Raw genomic sequence first — 25,507 nt, forward strand, 5'->3', positions numbered from 1 at the left:
AGAGGCGGCCGATGTCAATCGCCTGAATCAACTTTCAACTTCACCCGTTCGGGGTAATGGTTGGCTTCATAAATCACGCCATCAAGCGCCGGGCGCCAGCATCCGCTGGTCCCTCCGCCCAACCAGGAAAGTATCCGTAGACTGCGGCCGCCGTAGCGAGCACCGCAGGGCGCAGCGAGGATAGCCAAAGGCCCGGATAGGCCTGCCGGCGCCAGTGGGTCAGATGAAAAAGTGTATCTGCGTCCGGTCGTAGCCGGTGCCCAGCAGCATGGGCTGGCCCTGGGCCACCGGGAAGTCATGGCCGAAGAAGTAGACCGCCTGCTTCCAGTGGTTGGTACGGGCGGCGGAGCGGGAGCTGTAGACCACCTCCTCGTCCATGTGCAGGTCGAACCAGAAGGCGACACCCTGGACCAGGCCCGGCTTGGTCGCCTGGATGGTCAGGCTTTTCAGGTCGCTGTCCGGCATGCTGACGCGGAAGTCGAAGAACCAGGCCGGGAACGGATCGGACAGCATCTGGTGGGTGTCGGCGGCCAGGTCGATCTGCTGGTAGCCCGGGGCGCGGAACTGGTCGAAACGGCTCATGTCGAAACCGCTGACGCTGCGGATCGGGCTGACGTTGCGCAGGTCGTCGGCCTGGATCAGCTGGGCCCAGACGGTGGCGGCGGCGGGGATGACGCGGGCGCCGGGGCGGGCCAGGTTGCGGCGGGCATGGTCCAGGATGGCCAGCATGTCGGGCGCCAGCATGCCGACGTTGACGATGTCGGACACCAGCACGTCGGCCGGGCGCGGCAGATCCACGCCCAGCTTCAGATCCTGGGGCTTCTTGGCCACGATGGTGACGCGGTCGGCGTAGCCGTTCAGGGCCACGGTCTCGCGCGCCACGGTGGCCAGCGCGGCCAGCGGCTCGGACGCCACCACGCGGGCGGCACCGGCGCGGGCCGCCATCATGCTGACCAGGGCGGAACCGGCGCCCAGTTCCAGCACCAGGTCGCCCGGGCGGATGGCGCGCAGCAGGGCGGCCTCATAGGCGTCGTTGCGCTCGTGGTCGTTCAGGCGGGGGATGTGCCAGGCCGGCACCTGCGTGCTGCGCAGCAGCTGCAGGGCGTACTGCACCGCCTGGTTTTCCGGCAGGCGGGTCTGCACGCCGGTCAGCAGGGCGACGGCGTCCTCCGTGCGGTCCTGGCCCTGGAACACCTGGGCCAGGCAGATCGCGGCCTCATACCGGCTGCTGTCGGCGGCCAGCACCTGGGCGAACAGGCCGCCGGCCTCGTCCAGCCGGCCGGTGTAGAGCAGCAGGGTGCCGAGGTTGTACAGCGCGTCGAGATTGTCGGGCAGCAGACCCAGGGAGTGGCGCAGGCAGAACTCCGCCTCCTCCAGGTTGCCCAGCTCACGCAGGGTGTTGCCCAGGTTGTTGTGCGCCTCGGCATAGCGGGGGTTGATCTCCACCGCCTCGCGGAAGCGGGCCTCCGCCTCGGCCAGGCGGCCCAGGGCGCGCAAGGCGTTGCCCAGGTTGTTCTGGCTGATGGCGTCATCGGGGTTGAGGGTGACGGCGGTGCGGAAGCAGACCTCCGCCATCTCGAACTGGCGGCAGCCGTACAGCAGGACGCCACGGCTGTTGTGATATTGGAAGTTCTCGCCATCCAGCTCGATGGCCCGCTCAAACAGGTCGTTGGCCTCGATCGGCCGGTTGGCCTTCAGCGCGATGACGCCCAGCAGGTGGGTGGCCTCGGCATGGACGGGGTTGGTCGCCAGCGCGGTGCGGCAACTCATCTCGGCTTCCGCCAGGAAACCGGCCATCAGATGCTGGCGGGACAGGTCCACACAATCCTGGACGAAGGACATCCACTCCTCCTCGGGGGCTAGGTCGCGTCTTTGCGCGGGGAGGAGAGCAAGGGGTGTGCCACTTGGGCATGCCCCCGAAGGCCTTGGATTTCCACACAGGATTGCAAGGAACTTGCCCGGTGGCGGTGGTCCCGAACCGCCGCCGGGCAAAGCTTGCCGGGTAGGTTTAGACCAACAGGGCCAGCACCTCGTCGGCGGTGGGCATGGCGTCGCCCGCCCCCACCCGCGTCACGGCGATGCTGGCCGCGACGTTGGCGTGGCGCATGGCCTGGGGCAGCGTGTCGCCCAGGGCCAGGCGGGCGGCCAGGGAGCCCACGAAGCAGTCGCCGGCACCGGTGGTGTCCACCGCCTTGACGCTGCGGCCGGGAACGATGACCTGGTCATCCGCCGTGACCGCCAGCGCGCCGCGCACACCCAGGGTGGCCACCACGGTCTGGCCCGGGCGGCGCATCAGGCGGCGGGCGGCGGCGGCCACCTGATCCTCCGGCGCGTCGCCGGCCAAGTCCACGCCGGCGAAGTGGCCCAGTTCCGTCTCGTTCACCACCAGGATGTCGACGTCGGCCCACAGGCTGTCGGGCGCGTCGTCCAGCGCCGGGGCGGCGTTGAGGATGGTGGTGGCGCCGACCGCGCGGCCCCGGCGGAAGAAATCGGCGATGGTGGCCCGGGGAATTTCGAACTGGCTGACCAGGATGTCGCCCGCCTGGAGGGCGACGGCGTCCAGGTCGGCCGGCGCCACCTCGCCATTGGCGGCGGGGATGACGACGATGCTGTTCTCCGCATGAGCGTCCACCATGACGATGGCGGTGCCGGTGGCGGTGTCCGTCCGGGCGACGCCGAGGGTGCCCACGCCATTGGCCTGCAGGAAGGCCAGCGCCTGGTCGCCGAAGGCGTCACGCCCCACACGGCCGATGAAAGCCACGTCCACACCCTGCCGGGCGGCGGCCACGGCCTGGTTCAGGCCCTTGCCGCCCCGGCCGAAGGCCACGGTGTCACCGCTGACCGTCTCCCCCGGGCGTGGCGCGCGCTGCATGGTGGTGAGCACATCGGTGTTGATGCTGCCGGCGACGACGACTTTGGGCATAAGTGAACCTGATCACGGGGGTGGAAAAAGATCGGCGGCGATGCAGGGCACCGCCGCCGATCCAGTCTACAAAATCAAACGCGGCGGTGTCAGGAGGCCTTGGCCTTCTGCGCCTCCAACTCGTCCAGCAGGGCCTTGCGCGACAGCTTGCCGATCATGGTCTTCGGCAGCTCGGTGCGGAACTCCACCTGCTTGGGCAGCTCGATGGCCGACAGCTTGTCGCGCAGGAAGTCGCACAGCTCCGCCTGCGTCAGGGTGTGGCCCTCGGTCAGCTTGATGTAGGCCTTCACCGTCTGGCCGCGGTAGGGATCGGGCACGCCCAGCACGATGCACTCGTTCACCGCCGGGTGCAGATAGATCGCCTCTTCCACGTTGCGGGGATAGACGTTGTAGCCGCCGGCCAGGATCATGTCCTTGATGCGGTCGACGATGTAGATGTAGCCGTCCTCATCCATGTAACCGACGTCGCCGGTGTGCAGGCGGCCGTTGCGCAGGGTCAGCGCCGTCTCATCCGGGCGCTTCCAGTAGCCCTTCATGACCTGCGGGCCACTGATGCAGACCTCGCCCCGTTGGCCCTGGGCGACCGGGGTCTTGCCGTCCTCCACATCGATGATCTCGATGACGGTGCCGGGCACGGGCAGGCCGATGGAGCCCACCTTGACCTTGCCGCCCACCGGCCCGTCGATGGGATTGACCGTGGCCACGGGCGACGACTCGGACAGGCCGTAGCCTTCCACCAGCTTGCAGCCTGTGTGGCCCTCGAAGGTCTGGCAGACATCCAGCGGCAGCGGCGCGCCGCCGGAAATGCTGAAGGCCAGCGAGGACAGGTCGTACTTGGCCCGGTCCTTGTAGTTGTTGATGGCGGTGTAGATGGTGGGCACCGCCGGGAACTGCGTCGGCTTCTTCTTGTCGATGGTGTCCAGAACCTGCTCGATCTCGAACCGGGGCAGCAGGATCATCTCCGCGCCCAGGTAGATCGACAGGTTCATGACGCCCGTCATGGCGAAGACATGGAACAGGGGCAGCACGCCCAGCATGCGTTCCTGCCCCGGCCGGCCCTGGTAGAACCACAGCGCCGACTGCACCGTGTTGGCGGTCAGGTTGGCGTGGGTCAGCATGGCGCCCTTGGGCACGCCGGTGGTGCCGCCGGTGTACTGCAGCACGGCCACGTCCTCGACCGGGTTGATGGTCACGGGGGCGTAGCGCCCGTCGTTGGCCGTCAGGGCGCGGAAGCTGAGGTTATGGCCGTCGGCCGGCGGATGGGCGATGTCCTTCCGCTTCACCAGCGGGTACAGCAGGCTTTTGGTGAAGGGCAGGATGTCGGCCATGCGGCCGGTGACGATGGTCTTCAGGCAGGTCTGGCCCAGCATCAGGACCAGCTTGTCATAACACTGCGGCACGTCGACCGTGATCATGATCTCCACCTCGGAGTCATTGATCTGCTTGACGAGCTCGCGCTCCGCGTACAGCGGATTGAAGTTCACCACCGTGGCGCCGGTCTTCAGGATGCCGTAGTAGCAGAAGACGGAATAGGGGGTGTTGGGCAGGAACAGGCCCACGTTGCTGCCCCGGCCCACGCCCCGCGCCTGCAGCCCCTTCGCCACCCGGTCCACCATGTCGGCGCCCTGCCGATAGGTGTAACGTTTTCCCAGGAAATCGATGAAGGGCCGGTCGGCGAAGCGCGCGGCGGAGCTGTCGAACAGGTCCGTCAGGGGCTTCACCGGTATGGGCGCGTTCCAGTCCACGCCCGTCGGATAGCTATGTTCCCAAATGTGCGCCGCACTCACGGCCGGGTCGGCCATCATACGTTTTCTCCCCAGGGGCGGCCCCCCACTCAGGTATGGGGGTGCCACCGCTCCAATTCGTGATTTGAAGCTCAGGGTGCCGACCTGGCGACGAGGGACGCATACCCGGCGGTCGTATCGGCAACCGATATGCCGGGGCATCCATCCCCGGTCTAGGGCGGTAACGTGCCTGCATCGCGGACGCTACTCAAGCGTTTCGTGCGGCGGAGGGGTGCGGGGCCACGCCTATAGGGGCCGGCGACCGGCAACCCCAAGTTGCCGCCAGGATTTGGGCGCCGCCATGAAACCGGCCCCAGCCGGAGGCCCAAGCCCTGTGGATGAAAGGAACGAAGCCCCTGCCGCAGCGCAACATTTCCCCACACATTACAGTAGCGGTCCCCAGGAGTTTATGTTTACCATTAAGACGGGTTAAGCTGCCGCATTGAAGAAAACCAGGGACCGTTCCGGACGCACCGGACGCACCCGGAACGGCGGTTGTTGGGAGGTGAGATCATCGGGCCGGCGCCCGTTCGGGCGAACCCGGCGCAATCGGGAAGGTACTGCCTCGTGCCACGCTTCGGATCGTATGACGCCTTCAGCCAGGAGGAGGGTCTCCCGGCCAAGGCCCAGGTTAAATGGTTCAATACCTCGAAGGGATTCGGCTTCGTCGCCCTGGAGGATGGAACGCCTGACGCCTTCCTGCACATCTCGGTGATCAGCCGCGCCGGCTTGGCCGACATCACCGAGGGGACGGAACTGCTGTGCACCATCGGCGCGGGCCCCAAGGGGCCCCAAGTGCTGCGCATCGTGGAGGTGACGGGCACCGCGGCACCGCCGGAACGCGGCGGCGGCCCCGCCCCCCGCACCCGCGACCGGGTCCCGACCGGGTCGGAGATCGAAATCGACGGCACCGTCAAATGGTTCAAGGCCGACAAGGGCTTCGGCTTCGTCCTGGCCGACGACGGCGGCAAGGACGTCTTCGTGCACAAGAGCGTCCTGCGCCGCTGCGGCATGGACCACCTGGACGAAGGCCAACGGGTGCAAATGCGCATCGCCGACGCGCCCAAGGGCCGTGAAGCGGTCTGGGTGGCCCTGGCCTAAGGCCCGCCCCTCCCCCGCCCCGAAAAGATCACAGCCCCGGAAGCCATGGCCTCCGGGGCTGTTTTTTGCCCAATTCCACGTTTTCGGGGAGCGGCACGAACCGGAAGACGAGGATCAGGCAGGCGGGTGGGCGGATGCCCGCGCCCGCCGCCCGAGGTTGCAATCAAGGGACAATCGTCAGGCTGCCGGCGGCGCTGGTGGCCTGGTGGTTGGGGGAGGCCCATTCCTCCACCTGCGACGGCGCCAGGGAGTAGGTGCCGGGCAGGACGGCCCGCACGAGATAGACCAGGCGGAATTCGCGGCGGTCCACCGGCAGGTCCACGGCGGCGACGTAGCGATCCTCCCGCGCCTCGACATGGGTGGCGTCGCTGAGGTCGCCCACCGCGCCCGCCAACTCCGGCGGCAGGCCGCCCCGGGCGATGCGCACCGTCTCGATGGCGAGTCCGGCGGCCACCGGGTCGCTGACCAGCACCTGGGTCGGCGCCGTGCCCTCCACCTTGCCGGACAGCACCACGGCCAGCAGGTCGTTCTGGTGGATGCGCGCCGGGTCCACCGGATGGCCCTTCAGGTCCAGCAGGCGTCGTTCTATGGTATAGCCCTGGCCATTCGCGTTGGGGCTCGCCGGGGCCGGTGCTTCCGCCAGGGGAACGCCGGCAACGGCAACCGTGCGTTGTATCGGCGCCTGGCCACCATTGTTGACGGCCAGGGGGCGGCCACCGATCTCCAGCCGGCGGACCAGCGGACGGGTCTCGGCCGGCGCCTGGCCGGCCAGGCCCAGGGTCATGGACCCGGCCCGCTGCATCAGGCCGCGGCTGGCCACCAGCAGCCAGGCGCGTTCCTGGCTGCTGATCAGCGCCGGCTCACGCAGCAGGCCCTGCACTTCCTTGGCCTGGGCGGTCACGCGGTCCAGCGGGGCGTTGCCCTCCGCCAACAGCGCCAGGCTGGCCGCCCGGTCGCGCAAGTCGGAACCGAAGTCGCGCATGCCAGGCAGGGTGATGCGCAGGCCGTCGACGCGGTTGTAGGCGTCCTGGGCCTGGGGCAGGCCCACGGCGGCCAACGCGGCCGCGACGTGGGCGCGGGCCAGGCGGGTGGGCAGCTTGTCCCAGAAGGTTTCGTAGAAATAGCGGACCGGCGTGGCGTCTACCGCCTTGGCCTTGGCCACCACGGCCAAGCCGTAGGCGCGGGCCGGCAGATCCGCCGGTTCCACCCAGCTGTTGCCGATGCTGCGCACCAGCCAGTCCAGGCCCTTGCGATAGGGCGCGTCCGGCACGGCATGGCCGGCGTCGCGCGCCCGGGTCAGCACGTCCATGACATAGGCGGACAGCCAGGGCTCCGCCGGGCCATCGGCCGACCACAGGGCGAAGCCGCCGTCGGCCCGTTCCAGAGTCAGCAGCTTGTCGATCGCGCGGTCGATGCGGTCCCGTAAGGTGGCGTCGGTGTAAAGGCCCAGCGCCTTGCCGGCGTCCCCCAGGTAGAGCAGCGGCAGGGCGCGGCTGGCGATCTGTTCCGACGAGCCGTAGGGGTTGCGGTCCAGGGTCATCAGCAGGCCCGGGACGTCCAGCTCCGGCAGGGGGCTGAGCGCCAGGCCCGACACTGCCGTCTCCGGGCGTAGGCCCTGGGCCGACTCGGCCGGAACCTGGACGGTCGTGGCGGGGCGGATGTCCACGGTCTGGTGCCGGGTGACCACGGGCAGGTTGCCCCGCACCGGCACGGCGAACTCGCGGGTCAGCACCACGCCCTCCGGCCCCTTGACCGTCATCAGCAGGCGCCCGGCGCCCACGGCCACCCCCTTCACCACGCGGTTCAGGGTGACCTTGCCGCCCTTGGCCAAGCCGTGGAAGACGACGACGATCTCACGGGGTTCCGGCCGCACCACGTCCTTGCCCTTGCGCTTCTTGGCGCCCACGCCGCGGTTCGCGGTGTCGACGGGGAAGGACAGCGGCCCCTCGGCCTGCAGGGTGACGGTGTAGCTGCCGCGCGTGCCGCTGACATTGTTCAGGGTCAGGGCGAGACGGGCGGTGTCGTCCGGCGCCAGGAAGCGGGGCAGCGCCATGTCGGCCTGCACCGGGTCGCGCACCGACAACACCCGGTCGGCATGGCCCACGGCGCCGGCGGACCAGACGGTGGCCATCAGGCGCAGGTGGCCCTGGAAGTCCGGCAGGGCCAGCGGCACCTGCACCTTGCCGTCGTTGCCCACGGGCAGGATGCCGGAATAGAGCGCCACCACCGGGGCGCCGCGCGGCGGCACGGCGTCGGAGGAGGTGGGGGCCGGCGCCGGCGGCGCGGTTCCAGCGGCACCGTGGGGCGCCGTCAGGCGGCCGTAGACATCATGGATGTCCACGCCCAGTTGGCGCTGGCCAAAGAACCAGGCCTCGGGATCGGGCGTCTTGTAACCCGTGAGGTCCAGCACGCCCTGGTCGACGGCGGCCAGCACCAGGTGCACGCCCTGGCCCGCCGCCACGCCCGGCACCTGGATGGGGATGTGCACGGTCTGGCGCGGCTTGGCCTCCGCGGGGCCGTCCACCTTGGGCGCCAGCGTATGGCCGGCCATGGCGACCGGCAGATAGTCCACGCCCACGGCGCGGCGCGGCAGCGAGCGTCGGCCGGCCTCCACCGGGGCGAAGGCGTTGGCGATGACGTAGGCGCCGCCGCCGATATCGGTATCGACCGGGATTTCCACCAGGGCGCCCTCGGCCCCGATCTCGCGGGTCAGGGTCTGGCGCACGGCGCGGTCGGCCAGGGTGATCAGCACGGTGCTGCGGTAGGGCGGGCGCACGAATACGGCCGCCTTGGCCCCGGGCACCAGCGGGCCCCCGCCCACCGCGCCCTTCACCGTCACCTCCACCGCGTCCGGCGTCTCACCCAGCCGGGCGCTGACCCAGGAACCGGCGGCGAATTGCACGCTGCCCGCCACGCCGGTGGCCGGGTCGTACACCTCCAGCCGGTAGCGGCCGGAGGACACGGGCACCTCGACGCCCGCCGGCGCCTTGGCGCTGGCCGCCAGCGTGCCGCCCGTCACCTTCTGGTCGTGCACCTGGGGCTTGTAGTCCCAACTGCCGTTGGCCTCGAACCAGACGTAGTCCAGGCGTTCCTCATAGAGGTCATAGGACAGCTGGCCCTTGTCCAGCTGCTTGCCGTCCGGCGACACGGCGATGACGTCGAAGGCGGCGGTCGCCCCTTCCGGCACGGCGTCGTCGTTGAAGCGGGGGCGGATGCCGATGGTGTAGGGATGGCGTTCCACCGGCACCACCAGGTCGTGGCCGGTGGTGCCGCCGCCCACGTCGAACAGGGCGGCGTGCACCACCGCCTCCAGCGGGCGGGAGCCGTCCAGCTTGCCCTTCAGCGACACGGCCACGCTGGCCACGCCATTGGCGTCGGTGGCGAAGCCGGGCAGCGTCTCCTGCCGCGGGGTCGCGTCCTCCTGCGCCAGGCCATAGCGATAACCCTGGAACTGGGGGCCCTTCAGGTCGGGGAAGGGATCCGCCGCCGGGCGCAGGGTCACCGACAGGGTGCCGGCCAGATTGGCGGCCGGGGCGCCGCTGGGCGTGCGGCCGGTGATGTCCAGCGTCAAGGCGCCGTCCGGCCCCACGCGGGGCTGGTCGGCGGTCAGGTCCAGGTTCACGCGCGGCGGCACGAAGTCGGCCACCTGGAAGCGCAGGGCGCCCACGGCCGGGCCGTCGGGATCGGCATGGACCGTCACCGTCCAGGCGCCGGTGGCGGCGTTGCCGGGCAGGTCCACGGTGGCGGCGAAACCACCCATGCCCCTGTCGGTCAGGGCGAAGCGCTCGATCTCCAGGCCGTCGGGCCGCTGCACCTTCAGGGTCAGCGGACGCCCCGCCACCGCCAGGCCGGCGGCGTCACGCAGCAGGGCGGTGACGTGCACCGTCTCGCCCGGGCGGTAGATGCCGCGCTCGGCGAAGACGTAGGCATCCAGCGCCCCGGGGGAGGGCCGGCCGGCGGCGCCGCGCGCGGCCAGGTCCAGGCCGGGGGCCGACAGGTCCAGGAAGCTGAAGTCGCCGTCCTTGGTGCTGGCGAACAGGGCCTGGCCCTTGGCGGCGCCGGAGGCCGGGTCGAAGCGGGCGGCGCCGTCGGCGCCGGTCAGGTTCTTGCCCAGTTCCTTGTTGTCGCGGGCGGCCACGCGCACCTCCACCCCCGCCAGCGGCGTCGCCGTACGCAGGGAATGGACGTAGACCAGCAGGCCGTTGCTGCCCGACAGGGTGGTCAGGCCCAGGTCGGAGACGATGAACCACTGGGTGGCGCGCCCTTCCCAGCCGGCGGTCTTGGCGCCGGCATCCTCCGCCACCGCCACGTAGACACCCGGCTTCAGCTGGCCCAGGACGGCATCGATGGGGAAGGGCGTCACCTGCGCCTGGTTGCGCTTGGCGCCCACGGCCATCTCACCGCGCCACACCAGCTCCCCGTTCTTTTCCACCAGGGAGCCGACGTCCAGGTCGTTCAGCGTCTGGTTCAGGCGGCCGTAATAAATCTGCTCCACCAAGGAACGGTCCTTGATGTGCAGCACCTGCAGGCGGGCGCGGTCCACGTTGATGGTGCGCAACGGCAGGCCGTCACGGCCGATGCGCGGCAGGATGTAGCCGCCGCCGCGGAAGGACAGCACCGGCCGGCGGTTCAGCACCTCGATCTCGCGCGTCTGCGGCTGGGACAGGGTCTCGGTTCCGCCGGCGGCGGGCAGGCCGGCCTTCAGGGTCACGGTGTAGTGGTGGCCGTGCTCCAGCTTCTGGACGCACAGGGTTCGGTCGCGCGCCACCACCGGCTTCTGCGTGGGCGTGCCGGGATCGGCGCCGGCGCCGCTGGCGGCTGTCTTGGCCAGCACCTCGACCTTGCCGGCATAGGGATCCTGCAGGCCGGGGCGGGCCTTGGCCAGAGGACGGTTGAAGGTGAAGCAGGCCTCCGGATCATCCCGCTCGGCATTCACCTCCAGCCCGGTCAGGCCGAAGGGGCCCGTGTCCGCCGGCGCCTGAGTCGCCCCGGCGGGAGGTGCCCCAGGGGGGGCGCCCGGGGGTGTGCCGGCGCCGGGCTTGGCCGGCTGGGCCGGGGCGGTCGGCGGGGACGCCGGCGCGCGCTCTTGGGGGAAGCTGTGGCGGCGGCGGGCAGGAAGACAGCCAAAGCGAGGGCCGCGGCGAAGCTACGCACCATGGGCAGCGGGGCCTCCACCCCGATAGATAATAACGGCAAGAAACCAGGAGGACCGGCGCCCGTATAGATGGGCATCCGGCCAGTCAGGGCGCCAGAGGACGATGTTTTGGACGGTATTGCAACAGGCGCGTTGTCGGTACGGCCCGCCATTCGACCTTGCCCCGGTAGGCCAAAGGCCATAGCGGGCGCTGAAACGGGATGAAACGGCGATAGGGCGCCACCGCACCGCCTTTGACCCCCGGCTTATTCCCTCGGTCGAAACGCCGGGCCGGCCTTTCCTCTTGTCCTCTTGCCCCGCGCGGGCCGGCGGCTTAACGCTGGACTTCCCCTTCCCCAGATCGCCGGGGCCGTCGTCCATGGCCGTTTTCAATCCGCTTCAGCCCTTCCGCCACCACCCCAGCCTGTACATCGGCCTGGCTTTCAGTATCGCCGCCGGCTTGGGCGCCTCGCGCGCGACCGCACCGGTCAGCGCCGTGCTGATCGGCTGGTGCGCCGGTATCATCCTCTATATCGCCCTGGTGCTGATCCATTTCGGCCGCGCCAACCTGGACAGCATCCGCGCCCGCGCGCGCGAATTGGAATCGGGCAAGTGGATCATCCTGCTGGTCACCAGCACGGCGGCGCTGGCGTCCCTGGCCGCCATCGTCATGGAGGTGGCGGACGCCAAGGGCACGGCCCATGTGGGTGGCAGCGCCGCCCTAGGGGCGGCCACCGTTTTCTGCTCGTGGAGTTTCGTCCACGTCATCTTCGCCCAGCACTACGCCCATTCCTATTGGCTGGAGGGCAAGGGCATCGACTTCCCCGGCTGCAAGCAGCCCGACTATTGGGAATTCCTGTACTTCGCCTTCACCGTCGGCATGACCGCCCAGGTGTCGGACGTGACGACCCAAGGGCCCGCCATCCGCCGCGCCGTGCTGGCGCACAGCCTGCTGTCCTTCGTCTTCAACACCGCCATCCTCGCCCTGGGCGTCAACCTGGGGGCGGGATTGTTGGGGAACTAGTTTTGGTCCCCCCTCAAGCGCCGGCGGCCCCGGTGGGGGCCTGCATACAATGAAAACGGACGGGCCCCGAAGGACCCGCCCGCCTCAATTTCACGCGCAAACTTGAAGCTTACTCGGCACCCTTCACCACCGGGTGCAGGGGAATGGCCTGGGCCGGGCCGTCCTTCGGGGTGATGAAGCGGCCGAATTTGGGCGACAGCCACTTGTTGATGTCGTCCACGATGGTGAACACCGCCGGCACGAACACCAGGGACAGCAGGGTCGAGGTGATCAGGCCGCCGATCACGGCCGTGGCCATCGGCTGCTGGAAGGAGCTGTCGTTGCCCACGCCGACGGCGATGGGAACCATGCCCGCCACCATGGCGATGGTGGTCATGATGATGGGGCGGGCGCGCTTGGCGCCGGCGTCCAGCAGGGCCTCGCGCCGGCTCATGCCCCGGTCGCGCATCGAGACGATGGCGTATTCCACCAGCAGGATGGAGTTCTTCGTCACGATGCCCATCAGCATCAGGATGCCGATGAGGGCCGGCAGGGACAGCGACATGTGGCCGATCAGCAGGGCCGCGAAGGCGCCGCCGAAGCTGAGCGGCAGGGCGGTCATGATGGTCAGCGGCTGGAAGAAGTTGCGGAACAGCAGGACCAGCACCGCCAGGATCAGCAGGAAGGCGGTGGCCAGGGCGATGGCGAAGCCGATCATCATGTTCTGCATCTCCTGCGTCTGCCCGTAGGCGGGCTTGGAGATGCCAGGCGGCATGTGGGCCATGGAGGGCAGCTCATTGATCTTCTTCATGGCCTCGCCCACCTCGATGCCGCGCAGGTCGGCCTCGACCGCGATCTTGCGGGCCCGGTCGAAGCGCTCGATCTCCACGGCGCCGGCGCCCATGCCGATGTTGGCCACGGCGCGCAGCGGCAGCAGGTCGCCGGCCGAGGTGCGGACGCGCAGGTTCTCCATCACGTCCATGTCGGCGCGGTACTTAGGATCGATCTGCACCCGGATGGGAACCTGGCGATCGCCCAGGTTGAACTTGGCCACACTGGTGTCCAGGTCGCCCAGGGTGGCGATCTTGGCCACCTGGCCGATGGCGGCCACGGACACGCCCTGTTCCGCCGCCCGGTCGAAGAAGGGTCGGATCTGGATTTCCGGGCGCAGCAGGGCCGCGGTGGAGGTGACGTTGGCCAGGAAGGGCTGCTGCCGCATCTCGTCCAGCACCTGGTTGGAGAAGCGTTCCAGCGCGGGGCCGTCGTTGCTGGTCAGCAGCACGCTGATGTCCTTGGCCCCCCAGCCGATGGACGAGTTGAAGCCGATGTGGGCGCCCGGCACGCGGTTCAGGTCCGGCGTCACGGCTGCCTCGAAGTCCTGCTTGCTCATGCGCTCGGACTTGGGCTTCAGGATGGCGGTGACGGCACCGTTGCGCAGCTGGTTGTTGCGGCCGGCGCGGGTCCAGACGTGCAGCACCTCGGGCCGCTTGGCCAGGATGTTGCCCACCATCTGGGTGGTGGCGTCCGTCTCCGCCAGGGTGGCGCCCGGGGGCAGGATGACCTGCACCGTGGACAGGCCATTGTCGCTGGGCGGCACGAAGCCGGAGGGCAGCATGGCGGCCATGAACAGCGACACCGCGAAGATGCCGATGCCGGCCAGCACGGTCAGCCAGCGGTGGTTCATGCTCCACCCCAGCAGCCGGCTGTACTGGCGCATCCAGCGGCCGTCCTCGCTGTGATGGTCGGGCTGGGCCGGCTTCAGCATGTAGGCCGCCATCAGGGGCGTGATCAGACGCGCCACCAGCAGCGAGAACAGCACGGCCACGGCCACCGTGACGCCGAAGGACTTGAAGTACTGGCCGACGATGCCGGACATGAAGGACACGGGCAGGAAGACCACGACGATGGTCATGGTGGTGGCGACCACCGCCAAGCCGATCTCGTCCGCCGCCTCAAGCGCCGCCTGGAAGGGGCGTTTGCCCATGCGGATGTGGCGGACGATGTTTTCGATTTCCACGATGGCGTCGTCGACCAGGATGCCGACCACCAGCGACAGGGCCAAAAGGGTGATGCCGTTGAGCGAGAAGCCGAACCACTTCATGGCCAGGAAGGTCGGGATGGTCGACAGCGGCATGGCCACGGCCGAGATGAAGGTGGCGCGGCCGTCACGCAGGAACCACCACACCACCAGGACCGCCAGGAAGGAGCCCAGGACCAGGGCCTCGACCGAACCGGCGAAGCTCTGCTTGGTGTACTTGACGTTGTCGAAGATCAGGTTGAAGTGGACGTCGGGATACTGCTTGCTGAGCCTGTCGATTTCCTCGTCCACACCCTTGGCGATGGTCACTTCCGAGGAGTGGGGGGCGCGGCGGATGCTGAAGCCCACCGTGGGATGGCCGTCATAACGGGAGATGTAGCGCATCTCCGACGTGCCGTCGGTCACGGTGCCCAGGTCGCTCAGGCGGACCTTGGCGGCGGAGCCGGCGAAGGTGCCGAAGTAGACCGGGATGGTGATCTCGGTATTGGCCAGATCCTCCACCGTGCGGGCGGAGCCCAGGGTGCGGATGGACTGTTCCTTGGTGCCCACGGCGCCGCGGCCACCCGGCAGGTCGACGTTCAGCGCCCGCAGTTGGGAATTGACCTCGTCCGCCGTGATGCCCCGCGCCATCAGGCGGTTGGGATCCAGGTTGATGCGGATTTCACGGTCCAGGCCGCCGAAGCGATCCGTCGCGCCCACGCCGGAGACATGGGTGATGGCGCGGCTGATGTCGTTGTCGATCAGCCATGACAGCTCTTCCACCGACCGGGTGTCGGACGAGACGGCGTAGGTCAGGATTTCGTCGCCGGTGACGTCCTGGCGTTCCACCTGCGGCTCGTAGATGTCGCCCGGCAGGTTGGAGCGGATGCGGGCCACGGCGTTGCGCACGTCGTTCACGGCGCGATCGGTGTCGTAGCCGATCTTGAATTCCAGCACCGTGTTGGACAGGCCGTCGGTGATGTCGGACGACACGTGGTCCAGGCCCACGATGTTGGACACCGCATCCTCGACCAGCTTGGTCACCTGGACTTCCATTTCCGACGGCGCGGCACCCGGCCGGCTGACCGTCACGGTGACCACGGGGAAATCGAGATCCGGGCTGCCGGTCACGTCCAGGCTGAAATAGGCGACGATGCCCGCGATGATCAGGACGATGAACAGGACGATGGGCGGGATGGGATGGCGGATGGCGACCGCGGAGATATTGCCGCTGCTCATGATAGGGCCCCCTTTTCCCGGTTCACTGCTGCACCGGCAGCGGCTTGACCGCGCCGTCAACGGCCTTGTCGACCACGGTGACCACGTCGCCGTCCTTGAGGTAGCCGGCGCCGGACAGCACCACCTTCTCGCCCGCCTTCACGCCGGACACGATGGCGATGTTGCCGTCTTGCCGGGCGCCGGTGGTGACGCTGCGGGCAGCGACCTTACTGTCCTGGTCCACCACGAAGACGACCGGTCGCACCTCGCGATAGACGATGGCGGCTTCCGGCACCACCAGGCCGTCGGCCTGGCCCACGGCCACGCGGCCGGTGACGAACATGCCGGGGCGCAGGTCGGGGTTCCGTTCCAGGTCGATACGCAGGCGGCCCAGGCGGGTCTTGTTGTCCACCGTCGGCTCCACCACGCGGATGGTGCCAACGTAGTGGTGGGCCATGTTGTCGCCGTCGATGGTGATGTTCACGGTCTGGCCGGCCTTGGCCACCATCATGTCGTTCTCGGGCACCTCGGCCACCAGCTCCACCCGGTTCTCGCGGATCATGCGGAACAGTTCGGTCCCGCCGGCGGACAGCACGGCGCCGATGCGGGCGGAGCGGGCGGTGATGGTGCCGTCGGACGGCGCCCGCACCTCCGACTGCTTCAGCCGGGCGATCGACAGGTCGCGGTTGGCTTCGGCCACGCCGACGCGGGCGCGCATGCTGACAGCCAGGGCCCGGCGGTTGTCCAGGTCACGCGCGCTCATGGCGCCGGTGCGCACCAGGTCCTGGGCGCGGGCGTAGTTGGCGTCGGCCTCGACCACGTTGCCCTTGGCCTCGGTCAGCAAGGCTTCTTTCTCGGCCAGGTCGGCGCGCAGCACGCTGTCGTTGAAGCGGGCCAGCAGCTGACCCTTCTTCACCGCGTCACCGATGTCGACCAGCACCTCGGACAGGGCCAGGCCCGACGTTTCCGTGCCGATGGGCAGATCGTCGAAGGCGGCCAGCGAACCGGTGACCAGCAGGGTGCGGGTGACGGGGGCCACGACGACCGGCGCCACCGTCACCGGCAGGGCGGACACCTTGGCGGGGGCGGCGGCCGGGGCCGCCGGCTTGGCGCCCGAGCGCATGAGGACGGTGGCGGCGATGGCGCCCAGGACGACGACACCCCCGGCCAGCAACCACCAGCGGTAGCGCTTGAGCCCCGACCGGCTCCGCAGGCGGCCAGGGGCCCCCGCCGGTGCGTAGGCGCCCAGGTCGGTCCGATCGGCCGGAAGTTCTGCGGAATGGATGCTCATCGTCTTTTAGCCTTCTGTCCAGCCGGCACCCAAGCTGCTGCCGCGTTGGGATGACGGGATTGGCGGTGGCACGGACGATGGAAGCAAGGGCTCGTGCGGGCACAGTCCAGCGCTTTTGGGGGAACCCAAAAGGGGCGTGCCTGCCAGCGAACCCACGGCCCCCGCGACCGTGGTGGCGGACAACGCCTGATTTACAGCGGAAGATCTGACCAAAAGCCTAATCTCCGCAGGTCCGCCTGTTTCGAGGCTGAACCTACAGAGGGTTGTGTTACGGGAAAAGCCGCTCTTTGTATCGTTTTGTAACGGAGCTTTACGGGCCCCTTCCGAGCCTCCCGGCCGCTACCTCCAGGGAAGTAGGCTTTCCCCCTCGCCCCCCTTTATTTTGTATGCGACCCTGGGTCCAGAGGCCAACCGCTTGACATGGGGGGGTGATCGGCCATCTACAACGGGTGTGTATCGGATAGGGTCGGACCGGTGCCGCGGCCCCGCCGCGCGTTTACGCGAAATCGGGATGCCCATCCCTACGTAGGGGATGAAAACGGTAATGGGAATGTGGACCTTTACCGGCGTATACCGGGTTCCCCCGGGGCGGGCGGCTTCTCGCCCCCCGGGCTCAAGGGTGGGACGTTGATGCTCAGCGGTTCGTTGATCGCCGAACGGATGGAGGCGGAGGGGCCCGGCCAGCAGCCGGCCGACCCGCATCACGGCCTGGCCGGCGCCCAGACGCTGGCGGCCCTGTTCCTGGCGCGCGTGGCCGCCACGCCGGCCCTGCCGGCGGTGGAAACCGGCGACGGCTTCATGCTGACCTGGGGCGACATGGGCGAACGGGCCCGCCGTGTCGCCGCCACCCTGGCCGCCCGGGGTGTGGGCCCCGGCGCGCGAATCATGCTGCGCGGCCGGGGCAACGCCGAGTTATACGCCTGCCTGTTCGGCATCCTGTTGCGCCGCGCCGCCTATATTCCCATCGACGCCAGCTGGCCCGCCGCCCGCGTGGCCAGCATCGCCGAACAATCCGACAGCCTGCTGATGGTCGACGCCGCTGGCGACTTCGCCGTGCCCGGTGTCGCCTCGGTGGCGCCGGAGGATCTGATCGGCACCGCCCTGTTGGACGATCCCATCGTCTCGGCCCATGGCCTGCCGGACGCGGTGTTGCCGGCCACGCCGGCCGACACCTGCTATCTCATCTTCACCTCCGGCACGACCGGCCTGCCCAAGGGCGTCGTGTTGTCGCACGGCGCCGTCATGACCTACGTGCGCGGCGCCTCGCAGGTCTATCAGCTGACCGAAACGGACCGGGTGTGGCAGGGCTTCTCGTTGGCCTTCGACGCCTCGGTGGAGGAGGTGTGGCTGGCCGTGGCCGCCGGCGCCTGCCTGCTGCCGGCCTCGGGCCTGGTCATGCGCGACCCGCAGCTGCTGGCCAGCGAGCTGCGCTGCCGCCGCGCCACCTTCTTCTCCACCGTTCCCACCCTGCTGGGCCTGATCGACGAGGATCTGCCCGACGTCCGCCTGCTGGTGGTGGGGGGTGAGACCTGCTCCGCCGCCCTGGTCGACCGTTGGGCGCCGGGCCGGCGCATGCTGAACACCTATGGCCCCACCGAGGCCTCGGTGGTGGCGACGGCCGACGAGGCCCGTGCCGGCCAGCCGGTGACCATCGGCCGGGGGCTGCCGGGCTACCGCGTGCTGGTGCTGGGCCCGGACGGCCTGCCGGTGCCGGTGGGCGAGACGGGGGAGATCCACATCGGGGGCCCGGCCCTGGCCGACGGCTACCTGAACCGGCCGGAGGAAACGGCCAAGCGCTTCAAGGTGGACGCCGCCGGCCAGCGGCTCTACGCCACCGGTGACCTGGGCCGCCCCCTGATCGACGGCCGCGTCGATTTCCTGGGCCGGGTGGACAACCAAGTGAAGCTGCGCGGCTTCCGCATCGAGCTGGGCGAGATCGAGGCCATTGCCGCCGGCTGCCCCGGCGTGCAGCTGGCCGCCGCCGCGGTGCGCCCGGTGGCCGGCGTGGACAGCATCGTCATCTGGTACGTCGGCGCGGCCGACCGCAACACCCTCGCCGCCCACGTCGCCGCCTCCGTCCCCGCTTACATGCGCCCCAGCTTCCTGGTGAAGGTGCCGGCCATGACCCGCACCGTGGGCGGCAAGATCGACCGGCGTGAGCTGCCAGAACCCACGCCCCGCGATGTGCCCGAGGACATCGGCGACCCGCCCCAGGGCGAGGCGGAGGAAGAGGTGGCCGACGCCTTCGCCCATGCGCTGGGCCGGCCCATCCGCGCCCGCGACGCCGACTTCTTCATTGATCTGGGCGGCCATTCGCTGGCCGCGGCCTCGGCCATCTCGCGCCTGCGCCTGCGCCACCCCGGCGCCACCGTGCGCGCCCTGTACCTGAACCCCACCGTGCGGGGCCTGGCGCAGGTGCTGGCGGCGCCGCCGACTCCCAAGGTCACCAGCGAGACACGGCGCGCCAGCACCCGCCGCCACCTGGCCTTCGGCCTGGCCCAGGCGTTGACCCTGCCCCTGGTGACGGCGCTGGGCGGCCTGCCCATGCTGGTCATGCTGGGCGTGCTGGTCCACCACGGGATGACCGGGCGGCTGAGCCCGCTGTCCTTCGTCATCATGGCCGGGCTGTCCATCGCCGCCCTGCCGGTCTCCTTCGCCCTGGCCATCGCCGCCAAATGGCTGCTGCTGGGCCGGATACGCCCGGGACGCCACCGCCTGTGGGGCCTGTGGCACTGGCGCTGGTGGACGGTCAGCCATATCGAGGCCGCGCTGCCCATGTCCTGGATCGCCGGCACGCCGCTGATGCGGCTGTACGCCCGCGCCATGGGCGGGCGCATCGGCCACGGCAGCTTCCTGGGATGCCACGGCGGCATGCTGTGGGACCTGATCACCATCGGCGATCACGCCACGGTGGGCGAGGACACGCTGCTGCTGACCCACCATGTGCGCGCCGGCCATATCGAGGTCGGCACCGTGGCGATCGGCGCCAACGCCACGGTGGGCGCCGCGTCCATCGTCGGCCTGGGCAGCGCGCTGGAGGCCGGGGCCGGCCTGGACGCGCGCAGCTGCCTGATCGACGGGGCCGTGGTGCCGGCGGACGCGGTATGGGCGGGGTCTCCCGCCGGCCCGTCGTCGCGGCCGGACTGGATGGTGGGCCGCGCGGACGGCCCCTTGCGCCCCCGCGCCGGCCGCTACCTGCTGGGACTGGCCGGGCTCAGCCTGGTGCGCTTCCTGACCCTGCTGCCCTTGGCCGTCGCCTTCGCCCTGGTGCTGGGCACCGAGCTGCCCATCGCCCGCATGGGCCCGCTGCTGGTGCTGGCCGGCGTGGTGGGCGGGGCGGTGTGCATGCCCTGGACCGCCCTGGTGCTGCTGGCCGCCCGCCGTCTGGTGCCGCCGGTGGTGGGCCGCGCCAGCGTGCGCCTGGACAGCATGGTGGAATGCCACCGCTGGTTCGCAGACCGCGTCCACCGCATGGCGGTGGAGCAGCTGTACACCGTCTACGGCAGCCTGTTCTCCGCCACTTGGCTGCGCCTGCTGGGCGCCAAGATCGGCCACGCCTGCGAGGTGTCGACCGTGGCCCATGTGGTGCCGGAACAGCTGGAGGTGGGGGACCGCGCCTTCCTGGCCGACGCCTCGCTGGTGGGCAGCCCCGCCATCCACGGCGGGCTGGTGCGCTTCGCGCCCACCCGCGTGGGCCACGACACCTTCGTCGGCAACTCCGCCTTCCTGCCGGCCGGGGCGGACCTGCCGGACAATTGCCTGGTGGGTGTGCTGTCCACCGCCCCCTCGGATGCCGACCGCCAAACCGACTGGCTGGGCCTGCCGCCGGTGCGCCTGCCCCGGCGCCAGAAGGTGGAAGGCATTTCCGAGGCCTACACCGTGGCGCCCACCGCGCGCCTGGTCGCCACCCGCGCCGTCATCGAGGCGCTGCGCATCCTGGTGCAGGGCGCCATCACCGGCACCGCCACCGTGGGGGCGTTGTGGCTGGCGGCCCACGCCCTGGCCGTCTCCAGCCTGTGGCTGGCCCTGCTGTGGCTGGGCCTGGGCCCGCTGGTCATCTGCGTCAGCGCGGCCCTGCTGCTGGCCTGCGTGAAGTGGGGGGTGATCGGCCGCTTCCGCCCCGGCATCCACCCGCTGTGGAGCACGGCCGTCTGGCGCATCGAGTTCGTGACCTCGCTGTACGACGCCCTGGCGGGCTGGGTCCTGGGCCCCTTCCTGGGCACGCCCTTCCTGCCGCTGTACATGCGCCTGCTGGGTGCCAAGGTGGGCCGCCGCGTCTATCTGGAAACGGCCTATCTGTGCGAACTGGACATGATCCACATCGGTGACGACGCCGCCATGGGACCCGGCGTCACCCTGCAGACCCACCTGTTCGAGGACCGGGTCATGAAGCTGGGCCCCGTCACCATCGAAGACGGCGCCCATGTCGGCGCCGGGTCGGTGGTGCTGTACGATTCGGTGCTGGGCCGGGGCTCCGAGCTCGGTCCCCTGTCGCTGGCCATGAAGGGCGAGCATCTGCCCGCCGGCAGCCGCTTCATCGGCTGCCCGGCGCAGCCGGTCTGAGTTCCTTAGGCGACAATAAAGGGCGCCCAACATGGGGCGCCCTTTATTATTTCGACATCAGAATAAATTAGAGGGGAATACCCTCGATGCCCTGCTGCACCGACTTGAACTCACCGGTGGCCTGGTTCAGCAACAGCAGGTCGGCATCGGCGACGTCGAACAGGCAGCCGTGCAGGCGCAGGCCGCCGGCCTCCACCGCCGCCTTGATCCAGGGGAAGGTCAGCAGGTTGGCGATGGTCAGGCGGATGACCTCGCGCTCGGCGTCGGCCACGTCGTTCGCCTTGCCGCGCACGCTCTTGGCGATGGACATCCAGTGGCCGATGAAGTCGCCGTCGGCCTCCCCCTCCGCCATCAGGGCTTTCACGCCACCACAGTGGGTATGGCCCATGACGATGATGTCGCCCACGCGCAGCTGGCGCACGGCGAATTCCAGCGCGGCGCTGGTACCGTGGAAATCGCTGTTGGGTTGGTAGGGCGGGATCAGGTTGGCGACGTTGCGGATGATGAACAGGTCACCCGGCCCCGCCGAGAAGATCATCTGCGGGTCCACCCGGCTATCGCAGCAGGCGACCACGGCCGCGCGCGGATTCTGCCCGACCTCGGCCAGCCATTGGAAGCGGCGTGCGTATTCGGGAAGGGCGCTGGCGCGGAAATTCAGAAATCCCTCGATGAGCTTCCGCATAAAGGTGTCTCCCGAAGTCACTGCTGGCCCGACGTCACTGCTGGACCATCGGAGCCGCCCCGATTGGTGGCCGTCGGTCCTTGGTCTACTGGCTGACGGCGGCAAAATCCAGTCCCGTCGGCGGGACGGGCCCTTGCGCCGAGAGCGACCGGCACCCTCCACGGCCTGGTTAACCCGGTCGGCGGGGCCCACATAAAGGGGTGGCCCGGGCGGGGGAAAGTCCGCAAGCTGATCGGCCAGGAAAGTTGCAGACCCTGAACACGCCCGCATGAACCATCGCCAAATCCTGGATGCGGCCCTGCGCAGCCAGCCCGCGCCCCGCAGCCGCTACCTGAACCTGGTCGCCGACCGGGTGGAGCGCGACGGCCGCTTCGCGGACCGCACCCATCTGCTGTACCCCGTGCTGGCGCGCGCCGCCGGGACGGTGGAACCCATGCTGGAACCTGTGGAATTCGTCGATCTGCTGGCGGAGTTCCTGGCCCACCACGGGGCGGCCATTGGCGCCGCCCTGTACGACCGCACCTACCTCAAGGACCCGGACCGGGCATTGGCCGGGCCCGCCAGCCTGCTGTCGGGCTGGATATCCGCCCGCATCCTGGACGGCCTGCAGTCCGGCCGCTATCGCCCGCCGGCCGACCGCACCTATTGCTTCCATTCCGACAGCGGCGACATGGACGGCGCCCTGCGCGGCTTCCCCTTCCAGGAGGAGGATGCCGCCGCCGACTGACGGGCCGGCGGCTGATCGCCGCAACCCGAGGCGGCCATGGGAACCGGCCGCCCGCCGTCGGGGTTTCGACGGGGCGGGTGGTTCCGTCCCGTCGGGGCCATATGGTCCGGGACAGCGCCGCCGGGCGCCGTCATCATGAGGCTCGTCACACCCCTCGGGATGCCCATGCCTGACCATTCCCTGCCCCTGCCCTTCGACCCCGCCACCGCCGGCGACCGCGCCGCCGCCCTGCGCCGCTGGCGGCGCATCGCCGGCCTTTACCTCGCCATCGTCGCCTGCCTGTGGCTGGCCGCCCGGCTGGTGCCGCGCCTGCTGCCCGACTATATCGGCTGGCCCTGGCCCGGGTTCTGGAGCCTGCTGCGCGCGGTGGGGGAAGCGGGACTGGTGGGCGGGCTGGCCGACTGGTTCGCCGTCACGGCCCTGTTCCGCCATCCGCTGGGCGTGCCGGTGCCGCATACCGCCCTGGTGCCACAGAACCGCGACCGCATCGCCGACGGTATCGCGACCTACATCGACAGCGAATTCCTGGCCCCCGACCGGCTGCGCGGCCAGGTGCAGCGCCTGAACGCCGCCGACCAGCTGGCCCGCGCCCTGGCCGACCCCGCCAACCGCGCCCAGCTGGCGGACCTGGCCCTGGCGTCCCTGCCCCGGCTGCTGTCGCGAGGGCGGGCCCGGGGACAAGAGGCGGCGCTGCGGGAGGCGCTGGCGCGGGCGGCGATGGAGGGCCTGCGCGCCATGGACATGCGGCCCATGGTCGCCCGCCTGCTGCGCGACGCCATCAACAGCCCCCTGTTCGAGGCCCTGATCCAAGAGGTGTCGGACTACGGCGTGGTGCTGATCCACGGCAGCCGGTCACACATCCGCGACGCGGTCGCCAACCGGTCGAAATGGTGGATGCCGCGAACCCTGGACCGCAGCCTGGCCGACCAGGTGACGGACGCCTTGGCCGGCCACCTGTTCGACCTGCGCAGCCCCCACAGCGAGGCCGGCCACGCCCTGCGGCAATGGCTGGCGGAGATTCCCGACCGCATCCTGGACGGCGATCCGCTGGGCGACCGGCTGGCGTCGGTGCTGCGCAACGCGGTGGACATCAAGACCCTGCGCCTGTTGCTGCATCATCTCATCGGCCGACTGAAGTCGGCGGCGCTGGAGGACGCGGCCAAGCCGGACGGCGTGTTGCGCGACGCCCTGGACGCCATGTTGTTGTCGTTGGCGCAGGAACTGGAGCAGCCCGCCACCCGCGCCCGGCTGGACGCGGCGGTGGAGGGCGCCTTCCTCGCCGCCATTCCCGGCTGGCGCGTGTCCATCCGCAGCTTCATCACCGACACCCTGAAGGCGCAGGACGCGGCCGATTTCGCCCGCCGCCTGGAGGAGGGCGTGGGCAAGGACCTGCAGTTCATCCGCATCAACGGCACGGTGCTGGGCGCCCTGATCGGCGCCGCCCTGTACCTGCTGGACCTTACTTTCGGCTAAGCCGTCCCCAACCCCATTGGCTCTTTTGCGCCGCCCCGCTTTTGACAGAAGACGGGTGTAGGGGTTGACGAGCACCCGTTCCATCCCGCAGGGTCGCCCCGCCAGGGATTAACCCTATCCTTCCGTGGCAGCGGTGTCCCCATCGGGGGCCGCGGCGATGGGGGAGGCGGTTGCCCCCGAAATTCGACCTTGGCCCCTTCGACGCGACGCCGGACCGGGCCATCACGTGATTGCCATCGACGAGGACCGAATGCGCGCCAAATTCTATCCCCTCATGCTGGGTGCCCTGCTGGCCGCCGGCATCGGGTCCGCCCAGGCCAAGGACAAGGACAAGGCCGACGCCACGCCGCCGGAAAAGCAGATCAGCAAGGAGCTGACCCCGTCGCTGCAGGCCGCGCAAAAGGCGCTGGACGAGAAGAACTACCAGGCCATCATCGACGCCACGGCGCAGGCCGAGGCCGCCAAGGCCGACCGTACGCCGTACGAGAACTTCTTCATCGCCGAGATGCGCGTGCAGGCCTACCTGGGCCTGAACGACACGCCGCACCTGATCGACGCGCTGGAAGCCGAGCTGGCCACCAACCAGCTGCCGGAAGCGGACGCCGCCAAGCGCGAGCGGACCCTGTCGCAGCTGTACTACCAGAACAAGGATTACGCCAAGTTCCTGGCGAAGTCGGACGCCGTGATCCAGAAGGGCGGCGCCACGCCGGAAATGTACACCCTGCGCTGCCAGGCCTCCTGGTCGCTGAAGGACTGGGCCGCGACCGACACGAACTGCAAGCAGGCCATCGACGCCGACGAGAAGGCCGGCAAGCCGGCGCAGGAGCAGGTCTACCAGATGCTGGTGGACAGCGCCGCGCAGCGCAAGGACTACAGCAGCTACGTCGACTACATCGCCATCCTGCTGCAGCACTACCAGAAGCCGGACTATTGGTCCGACTATCTGGCCTTCCTTCCGCGCAAGCCCGGCTTCTCCGACCGGCTGGCGCTGGACCTGTACCGCCTGAGCGCGCGCGTCGGCGCCCTCAAAGGCGGCAACGAGTACCTGGAGTACGCCGACCTCGCCACCCGCGCCACCCTGCCGGGCGAAGCCAAGGCCGTCCTGGAAAAGGGGCAGAGCCAGCTGGCCGGCAACCCGACCGCCAAGCAGATGCTGGCCGAGGCGACGAAGGCCGCCGCCGAGGACCAGAAGGGCATCGACAAGCAGGTCGCCGAGGTCTCCAAGGCCCCCACAGGCCTGCCGCTGGAGAAGCTGGGTGAGGCCTATGCCAGCTATGGCAACCAGGCCAAGGCCATCGAGCTGATCCAGAAGGGCATCGACAAGGGCGGCCTGAAGAACCCCAACGACGCCAAGCTGCACCTGGCCGTCGCCTACCTGAACGCCGGCCAGAAGGACCAGGCCCAGAAGGCGTTCCAGGAACTGACCAGCGCGCCGGAAGGTGTCGGCGAACTGGCCAAGGCCTGGCTGCTGTACCTCAACCAGCCAGCGTAACATTGGCCCCGGGGCATTTCCCCCAGACCTCTCCTGTGCCGATGAAGGCCAGCGACCGCTGGCCCCGCAGCGAGCACCGAAGGCCGGAGCGAGGATAGC

At 69.7% G+C, this 25,507-nt stretch carries 13 protein-coding genes; 6 read left to right on the forward strand and 7 right to left on the reverse strand.

The features are described from left to right. Nucleotides 1–219: 219 nt before the first annotated feature. From UAJ10_RS08970 to UAJ10_RS08980, 3 genes are all read right to left on the reverse strand, one after another. A complete protein-coding gene (locus UAJ10_RS08970; protein ID WP_322915045.1) occupies nt 220–1,842 on the reverse strand; it encodes a tetratricopeptide repeat protein in 1,623 nt (540 codons plus the stop codon). A gap of 166 nt (nt 1,843–2,008) precedes the next feature. After that, entirely contained in the window at nt 2,009–2,923 is a 915-nt protein-coding gene (locus tag UAJ10_RS08975; RefSeq protein WP_322915046.1) for a ribokinase, read from the reverse strand. Nucleotides 2,924–3,012: 89 nt separating this feature from the next. Continuing rightward, nucleotides 3,013–4,728, reverse strand: a complete 1,716-nt coding sequence (locus UAJ10_RS08980; protein WP_322915047.1) for a long-chain-fatty-acid--CoA ligase — start codon at nt 4,726–4,728, stop codon at nt 3,013–3,015. A 546-nt stretch (nt 4,729–5,274) separates the two neighbouring features. On the opposite strand from UAJ10_RS08980, the gene UAJ10_RS08985 reads away from it, so the two are divergent. Beyond that, the gene (locus tag UAJ10_RS08985) at nt 5,275–5,808 is read left to right on the forward strand and encodes a cold-shock protein (protein ID WP_322915048.1); all 534 of its coding nucleotides are present in this window, start codon (nt 5,275–5,277) and stop codon (nt 5,806–5,808) included. A 163-nt stretch (nt 5,809–5,971) separates the two neighbouring features. On the opposite strand, the gene UAJ10_RS08990 is transcribed toward UAJ10_RS08985, so the two are convergent. Beyond that, on the reverse strand, nt 5,972–10,744 hold the full coding sequence (locus UAJ10_RS08990; RefSeq protein ID WP_322915049.1) for an alpha-2-macroglobulin family protein: 4,773 nt from the start codon (nt 10,742–10,744) through the stop codon (nt 5,972–5,974). Between the two features lie 577 nt (nt 10,745–11,321). Here UAJ10_RS08990 and UAJ10_RS08995 point away from each other — a divergent pair. Next, a complete protein-coding gene (locus UAJ10_RS08995) occupies nt 11,322–11,966 on the forward strand; it encodes a DUF1345 domain-containing protein (protein WP_322915050.1) in 645 nt (214 codons plus the stop codon). A gap of 109 nt (nt 11,967–12,075) precedes the next feature. On the opposite strand, the gene UAJ10_RS09000 is transcribed toward UAJ10_RS08995, so the two are convergent. Both UAJ10_RS09000 and UAJ10_RS09005 read right to left on the reverse strand, forming a co-directional pair. Next, a complete protein-coding gene (locus UAJ10_RS09000) occupies nt 12,076–15,201 on the reverse strand; it encodes an efflux RND transporter permease subunit (RefSeq protein ID WP_322915051.1) in 3,126 nt (1,041 codons plus the stop codon). A 22-nt stretch (nt 15,202–15,223) separates the two neighbouring features. Further along, entirely contained in the window at nt 15,224–16,471 is a 1,248-nt protein-coding gene (locus UAJ10_RS09005; RefSeq protein ID WP_322915052.1) for an efflux RND transporter periplasmic adaptor subunit, read from the reverse strand. 630 nt (nt 16,472–17,101) lie between these two features. Between UAJ10_RS09005 and UAJ10_RS09010 the strand changes: the two genes are divergently transcribed. Then, on the forward strand, nt 17,102–21,034 hold the full coding sequence (locus tag UAJ10_RS09010) for a Pls/PosA family non-ribosomal peptide synthetase (RefSeq protein WP_322915053.1): 3,933 nt from the start codon (nt 17,102–17,104) through the stop codon (nt 21,032–21,034). A gap of 67 nt (nt 21,035–21,101) precedes the next feature. Here UAJ10_RS09010 and UAJ10_RS09015 read toward each other — a convergent pair whose 3' ends face one another. After that, nucleotides 21,102–21,716: a carbonic anhydrase gene (locus tag UAJ10_RS09015; RefSeq protein WP_322915054.1), complete on the reverse strand. Its 615-nt coding sequence runs from the start codon at nt 21,714–21,716 to the stop codon at nt 21,102–21,104. A gap of 268 nt (nt 21,717–21,984) precedes the next feature. Here UAJ10_RS09015 and UAJ10_RS09020 point away from each other — a divergent pair, with 268 nt between their 5' ends. The 3 genes from UAJ10_RS09020 to UAJ10_RS09030 all read left to right on the forward strand — a co-directional run bounded on the left by UAJ10_RS09020 (nt 21,985) and on the right by UAJ10_RS09030 (nt 25,408). Further along, nucleotides 21,985–22,443, forward strand: coding sequence for a hypothetical protein (locus UAJ10_RS09020; protein WP_322915055.1), 459 nt, complete (start codon nt 21,985–21,987; stop codon nt 22,441–22,443). A gap of 165 nt (nt 22,444–22,608) precedes the next feature. Then, nucleotides 22,609–23,916, forward strand: coding sequence for a DUF445 domain-containing protein (locus tag UAJ10_RS09025; RefSeq protein WP_322915056.1), 1,308 nt, complete (start codon nt 22,609–22,611; stop codon nt 23,914–23,916). Nucleotides 23,917–24,166: 250 nt separating this feature from the next. Continuing rightward, on the forward strand, nt 24,167–25,408 hold the full coding sequence (locus tag UAJ10_RS09030) for a tetratricopeptide repeat protein (RefSeq protein WP_322915057.1): 1,242 nt from the start codon (nt 24,167–24,169) through the stop codon (nt 25,406–25,408). Nucleotides 25,409–25,507: the final 99 nt, after the last annotated feature.

The organism is Nitrospirillum guaranorum (assembly GCF_034653275.1).
Lineage (GTDB): Bacteria > Pseudomonadota > Alphaproteobacteria > Azospirillales > Azospirillaceae > Nitrospirillum.